Below are 6,328 nucleotides of genomic sequence, written 5' to 3'. Positions count from 1 at the left end.
TGCGCGAGGCCAGCGACCTTTTCCGGATGGCGACCTTCTTCGTGATCAGCGGCTATTTCACCGCGATGGTCTACACGCGGCGGCCGGGGATGGCCTATGCGCAGAGCCGGGCGCTGCTGCTGGTGGTGCCGCTGGTGTCGGCGCTGATCTTCGTCAACCCGATTGCCAACTGGCTGATCTATTCATGGCACAACACGCCGGTCAGCCTGTATGACTATCTGGTCGGTGGTATCTGGAACCAGCCCAAACAGGGCAATGGCGTCTGGCACCTGCAGCTGTGGTTCCTATTTTCGCTGCTTGTCTACGCGCTGCTGACGCCGCTGCTCGTGCGGCTGGGGACCGGCCGTGGCTGGCAGGCCTTGATGGACGCGATGTTCAGGATGCTCGGCACGGGCGCGCTGTATGCCGTTGCATTGGTGACGGGCGCCACGGTGCTGGCGCTGCATATCCTCTCCGACCTGTCGCTGCGCCAGCTGGTTCAGGGCACGCCGGTCGCGTGGATCAGCGCAGCCACGATCAACTACCTGCCCTGGTTCGCGCTCGGGGTATTCGCCTTCCTCGACCGGCGGCTGTTCGCAACGCTGCACCGGTTCACGCTCATCGGGCTGGTGCTGGCGGCAGCGGTCTATGCAGCGACAATCATCTGGGGTGATGCGCTGCCGTTCGTTCTGGAGCGGACTCTGTACTGGCTGAGCCGGTCATCGCTGACCCTGTTTCTGATTGTCGCGCTCTTCCGGCTGTTCGAGCGGCTGGTGACGCGGCCGAGCCGCTGGCTGAGCTTCGCCGTCGACAGTGCTTTCAGCTTCTATATCTTCCATTTTGCGGTGATCTTCGCGGTGGCGCTGCTCGTCTCGCGATGGACCGGCGATGTCTATCTCGTCTACGCCGGCATCCTGTTGCTGGCGCCGCCGCTGACGCTCGCCATCCATGCCTTCATCATCGCCCCGGTGCCGCTCTTGCGGCTGATGTTCAATGGCAAGCGCAAGCCGCGCGCCGTGGCGGCCAAGACGCACGCTGTTCCGGAAGGATCCTGATCATGTCGACCACCTTCACCCTCGATACCGCTACCAGCCGTGCCCATCCGCTGCCCGAGCCGGTGCGGCGGCTGACGGTGCCGGCGATCGCCCGGCGCAAGGGCGGCGAGCCGATCGTCATGCTCACTGCCTATACGGCGCGAATGGCGCAGCTGCTCGACAAGCATTGCGACCTGCTGCTCGTCGGCGATTCGCTGGGGCAGGTGATCTACGGCCTCGACACCACGGTGAAGGTGACGCTCGACATGATGATCGCGCACGGCGCCGCGGTGGTTCGCGGCAGCTACCGCTCGGTGGTGGTGATCGACCTTCCCTTCGGCAGCTATGAGGCATCGCCCCAGGCCGCTTTCGAAACCGCGGCGCGGGTGATGAAGGAAACCGGCGCGGCCGGCGTCAAGCTGGAGGGGGGCGAAGCGATGGCGTCAACGGTGGCTTTTCTCAGCCAGCGCGGCATCCCGGTGATGGCGCATGTCGGGCTGACGCCGCAGGCGGTGAATGCGCTGGGCGGCTATGGCGCGCGCGGCCGGTCCGAGGCGGAAGCCGTGAAAATCCTGGCCGATGCCCGCGCGGTGGCGGAGGCCGGCGCCTTCGCGCTGGTGGTGGAAGGCGTGGTCGAGCCGCTCGGTCGGGCGATCACCGAAGCCGTGTCTTGCCCCACCATCGGCATCGGCGCGTCGGTGGCCTGCGACGGCCAGGTGCTGGTCGTCGATGACATGCTGGGCATGTTCGAGCGGGTCCCGCGCTTCGTCGAACGCTTCGATGCGCTGGCCGAGCGGATCGACGCAGCGGCGGCCAGCTATGCCTCCGCGGTGCGCGAGCGGCGCTTCCCGTCCGAGAAACAGCTTTATTCCTGAGGCGTCATCGGGCATTCACCGCCCACGGCGCAAAGTCTTGCGTATCTGCTGCATCGCTCCCGGAGCCCTGTCCCCTTGGCCTTACCTCCCAGCAACACCACCCCAAACCCAGATGAAGCTTTTCTGCGCGAGGTGGACGAGCAGGTCCGCCGTGACCGGCTGGGCGTGTTCTGGAGCCGCTGGGGCATTCTGATCACCGTGCTGGTCGTCGGGCTGCTCGCGGGGCTGGCCGGCTGGCTCTGGTGGCAGGACCGGCAGGCGAAGGCCGCTGGCGCTGATGGCGAAGTGCTGGTGCAGGTGATCGACAAGATCGGCGTGGGTGACAATGCGGGGGCGCGGCCGCTTTTAGAGGGGCTGGCGAAGAACGGCGTCGGGGCTTATCCGGCGCTGGCGAGGCTGATGCAGGCGGCCGATCAGGTCGCGGTCGGCGAGGAAGACAAGGCGGCGGCGCTGCTCGAGGCGGTGATCGCCGATGGCGCCGTCTCGCAGCCGCTGCGCGACGCCGCCCTCGTCAAGCTCGTGCGGCTGCGGTTCGACACGCTGGCCCCGGCCGATATCGTCAACCGGCTGAAGCCGCTCGCGGTGCCGGGCAATCCGTGGTTCGGGCTGGCAGGCGAGATGTCTGCGATGGCGCATCTGAAGGCAGGCACGCCCGACCAGGCGACGCCGTTGCTGACGGCGATCGTCAAGGACGAAACACTGCCGTCGACGCTGCGCAACCGCGCGGCGCAGATGGCGCTGGCGCTGGGCGTCGAGGAATCGGCGCTGGGCATGAATGAACAGGCGGCTGCGGATCTGCCGGCGGCGGCACAGCAGCCCGCTCCGGCACCTGCCCCTGCCCCTGAAGGAGCGAATTGAGCATGTCGGTCGGGCGTTGGTCTCTCGTCGTGCTCGCCGGAATGGCGCTGGCGCTGCCGGGCTGCAAGATTTTCAAGGGCGGCCAGAAGCGCACCGGTACGGTAGGCGAACGGATCCCGGTGCTGGATTATGAAACTCGCGCCGAGGCGGAGGCTGAGCTGGCCAGCACCGTCGTCGTGCTGCCGCTGGAGGTCGCCAACGCCGATTGGGGCCAGCCGGGTGGAACGGCCGCCAAGGTCAATGGTCATCTGGTCTGGAGCGGGCAGCTGCAGCAGGTCTGGTCGGCATCCGCCGGTTCCGGCAGCAGTTCGACACGGCGGCTGAACGCCTCGCCCGTGGTTCATGATGGCCGGGTATTCACCGTCGATACCATGGGCGAAGTCCGTGCCTTCGATGCGGTAACCGGGCGGCTGGCCTGGCAGGCACGGGTCACCGTACCCAAGGAGGCGCAGGGCAATGCCTTTGGCGGCGGCGTGAGTGCCGCCGGGGGGCGGGTATTCGTCACCACCGGCCTCGGGGTAATGGTCGCCTATGATGCCCGCCAGGGCGTCGAGCTGTGGCGCGAGACGATGCCGACGCCGTTGCGCGGCGCGCCAGCCGTTGCCGATGGCCGCGTGTTCGCGCTGAGCCAGGACAACCAGCTTTTTGCCGTCAATGCCGAAACCGGCGATGCGCTGTGGAGCGTCGCCGGCACGGTCGAAGTGGCCGGCCTGCTCGGCACGGGCACGCCGGCGGTCGATCTGAACACCGTCGTCGTCGGCTTCTCGTCGGGCGAGCTTCAGGCGCTGCGCGCCGAGAATGGCCGCACGGTCTGGTCCGATGCGCTGGCCCGCACCGGCCGCTCGACGGCGATGGCAGCCCTGTCGGACATCGACGCCTCGCCGGTGATCGATCGCGGCCGGGTCTATGCCATCGGCCATGGCGGCCGCATGGCGGCGCTGGAACTGGCTACCGGTCAGCGTGTCTGGGAGCGCAACTTCGCCGGGGTGTCGACCCCCTGGGTGGCGGGCGAGTTCATCTACACGGTAACGCTCGAAGGCGAGCTGCTGTGCCTGACGCGCAGCGAGGGCAAGGTACGCTGGGTGAATCAACTCGATCGCTGGCGCAACCCGAAGAAGAAGACCAAGCCGATCAGCTGGACCGGCCCGGTGCTCGGCTCGGAAAAGCTGCTGATCGCCAGCTCCGACAAGCAGCTGATCACGGTCTCGCCCTATGACGGCAAGATCATCAGCCGCGCCAAGCTTTCCGACGCCGCTTATCTGCCCCCGGTCATCGCCGGCGGGATGGCCTATCTGCTGACCGACGACGGCCGGCTGACGGCCTGGCGCTAGCCATGGCAGTCCGGGCGGCGCCCAAGGCCGGCAAGGGCGCACGGCGGGTGCGCAACCCGGCCGTGGCGCTGGCCGAAGGCGCGGCGCGCGTGGCGATCGTCGGCCGTCCCAATGTCGGCAAGTCGACACTGTTCAACCGACTGGTGGGCCGCAAGTTGGCGATCGTTGACGATCAGCCCGGCGTGACGCGCGACCGTCGCGAGGGCGTCGCCCGCCTTCATGACCTCAGCTTCACGGTGATCGACACCGCCGGCTTCGAGGATGCCGATGCCAACAGCCTCTCCGGCCGGATGCGCACGCAGACCGATGCCGCGGTGACCGGCGCGCAGGTGGCGCTGCTCGTCTATGATGCCCGCGCCGGGGTGACGCCGCTCGACCGGCATTTCGCCCAGTGGCTGCGCAAGCGCGGCGTGCCGTTGCTGCTGGTCGGCAACAAGGCCGAAGGCCGGTCGGCCGAGACCGGATTGGCGGAAGGCCATGCGCTCGGGCTGGGGGCGCCGATCGCGCTTTCTGCCGAGCATGGCGAAGGCATGGCCGATCTGTTCGAAATGCTGCTCCCCTTTGTCGAGCCCCATGGGCCGGTGCCCGAACCCGTCGACCCCGAGCCCGTGGCGGCCGAGGAGGGCGATCCCGAAGGCGAAGATATGCCGCCGCCGTTGCCGGCGGGGCCTCTGAAGCTTGCCGTCGTCGGCCGGCCGAATGCCGGCAAGTCGACGCTGATCAACACGCTGTTGGGCGAGGCGCGGCTGGTCGTCGGCCCCGAGGCCGGGATCACCCGCGATTCGATCGCCGTCGATTGGGACTGGGGTGACCAGAAGGTGCGGCTCGTCGACACCGCCGGCTTGCGCAAGCGCGCCAAGGTGCAGGACCGGATCGAGAAGGCGGCGGTCGCCGATACTCGGGCGGCGATCGACATGGCCGAGGTGGTGGTGCTGCTGCTCGATTCGACGCTGGGGCTGGAAGCGCAGGACCTGCGCATCGCCGACCTGGTGCTGAGTGAAGGCCGGGCGTTGGTCGTGGCGCTGAACAAATGGGATGTCGCCGATGGCCAGAGCGCGCTGTTCCAGGGCGTGCGCAAGGCGCTCGACGATGGCTTGTCGCAGATCCGCGGCGTGCCGCTGGTGGCGATCTCCGGGGCGACGGGGAAGGGCCTCGATATCCTGCTCAAGGCCGTAACCGAGGCCCGCGACTGTTGGTCACGCCGGGTGCCGACGTCGGCACTCAACCGCTGGTTCGTGGGCGCGCTCGAGCGCAACCCGCCGCCGGCGCCGGCGGGCACCCGGATCAAGCTGCGTTATGTGACGCAGGTAGCGGCTCGTCCCCCAACATTCCTGGTGTTTGGCAACCGTACCGGGGCGCTGCCGGCGAGCTATGGCCGTTATCTGGTCAACAGCCTGCGCGACGAGCTGGACTTTGAAGGCGTGCCGATCCGGCTCGACTTCCGTGGGGGTAAGAACCCTTACAAGGGCAGCTGACGACCATTTTTCGAGGTCGCTGCATCGCCCTGTCGTGTGCATCCGTAACGAGCCAAATGACCTGACAACGATGAACAGGTCATTTCTCTATCATTGTGAATCCCCTTGCCTTTCTTAGCGATGAAGATACATTCGTGAACGATGTGTTTATCTTCAATGCGGGCTATACCTAGGGGCTATCTCATGTTTTTGCGCTCTGTTGTGTCGACGTCGTCCTCTCTGTCGGGCATCCGGATGCGAGGAAGGGCCCGAGTCGCCGGGTTGTCGCTGGCGAGCGTTATTCTGGCCGGCACGGCATTGGTGCCAGTATCGGCGCAGACGCTCGATCTGGGCGGAGTTGTCGTCAATCGCAGTGAATTGATCACGGGCGGCCCCTATACCGAGATCACCAACGGCACGCTGCGCTTCACGCCCGACGTCCCCAATGCGCCGCACATCTTCGGCGGCAGTCTCACAGACAGCCTGGGACAATTCTCGCTGCTCAAGCGCGGCACTGGCAGCCTGACCCTCACCGGCACCAGCAACACGTTCAGCGGCAACACCCGCGTCGAAAATGGCCAGCTGATTGCCGGCGCCACCAATACCTTGTCGGGCAGTTCCACGCTGGAGGCGACGAGCGTCGGCGTTGTCGATCTCAACGGCTTCGACCAGGCCGTCAAGAATCTGACCGGCTCGGGCACGGTGACCAACAGTTCCGCCACGCTGGCGTCGCTGACGCTGAACGGGATTGGCAGCATCAGCTATACGGGCGCGTTGACCGGCAACTTGCGCCTCGT

At 66.9% G+C, this 6,328-nt stretch carries 6 protein-coding genes; all 6 read left to right on the top strand.

Annotation, left to right across the window (positions count from 1 at the left end; all coding sequences use genetic code 11):
* The coding region (locus tag ACTIFJ_RS14515) for an acyltransferase family protein (RefSeq protein ID WP_439534825.1) at nucleotides 1-1,034 on the top strand (1,034 nt) is incomplete at its 5' end.
* 2 nt (nucleotides 1,035-1,036) lie between these two features.
* Nucleotides 1,037-1,888, top strand: a complete 852-nt coding sequence (gene panB, locus ACTIFJ_RS14510; RefSeq protein WP_439534824.1) for a 3-methyl-2-oxobutanoate hydroxymethyltransferase — start codon at nucleotides 1,037-1,039, stop codon at nucleotides 1,886-1,888.
* 132 nt (nucleotides 1,889-2,020) lie between these two features.
* On the top strand, nucleotides 2,021-2,746 hold the full coding sequence (locus ACTIFJ_RS14505; protein WP_439534823.1) for a tetratricopeptide repeat protein: 726 nt from the start codon (nucleotides 2,021-2,023) through the stop codon (nucleotides 2,744-2,746).
* A 2-nt stretch (nucleotides 2,747-2,748) separates the two neighbouring features.
* Nucleotides 2,749-4,077, top strand: coding sequence for an outer membrane protein assembly factor BamB family protein (locus ACTIFJ_RS14500; RefSeq protein WP_439534822.1), 1,329 nt, complete (start codon nucleotides 2,749-2,751; stop codon nucleotides 4,075-4,077).
* A gap of 2 nt (nucleotides 4,078-4,079) precedes the next feature.
* The gene (gene der, locus ACTIFJ_RS14495; protein ID WP_439534821.1) at nucleotides 4,080-5,552 is read left to right on the top strand and encodes a ribosome biogenesis GTPase Der; all 1,473 of its coding nucleotides are present in this window, start codon (nucleotides 4,080-4,082) and stop codon (nucleotides 5,550-5,552) included.
* Between the two features lie 234 nt (nucleotides 5,553-5,786).
* On the top strand, nucleotides 5,787-6,328 hold a 542-nt coding region (locus tag ACTIFJ_RS14490; RefSeq protein WP_439534820.1), incomplete at its 3' end, for an autotransporter-associated beta strand repeat-containing protein.

Origin of the sequence: Polymorphobacter sp. (genome assembly GCF_051860865.1) — a bacterium.
Classification (GTDB): domain Bacteria; phylum Pseudomonadota; class Alphaproteobacteria; order Sphingomonadales; family Sphingomonadaceae; genus Sandarakinorhabdus.
This window is presented reverse-complemented; position numbering and strand designations above follow the sequence as displayed.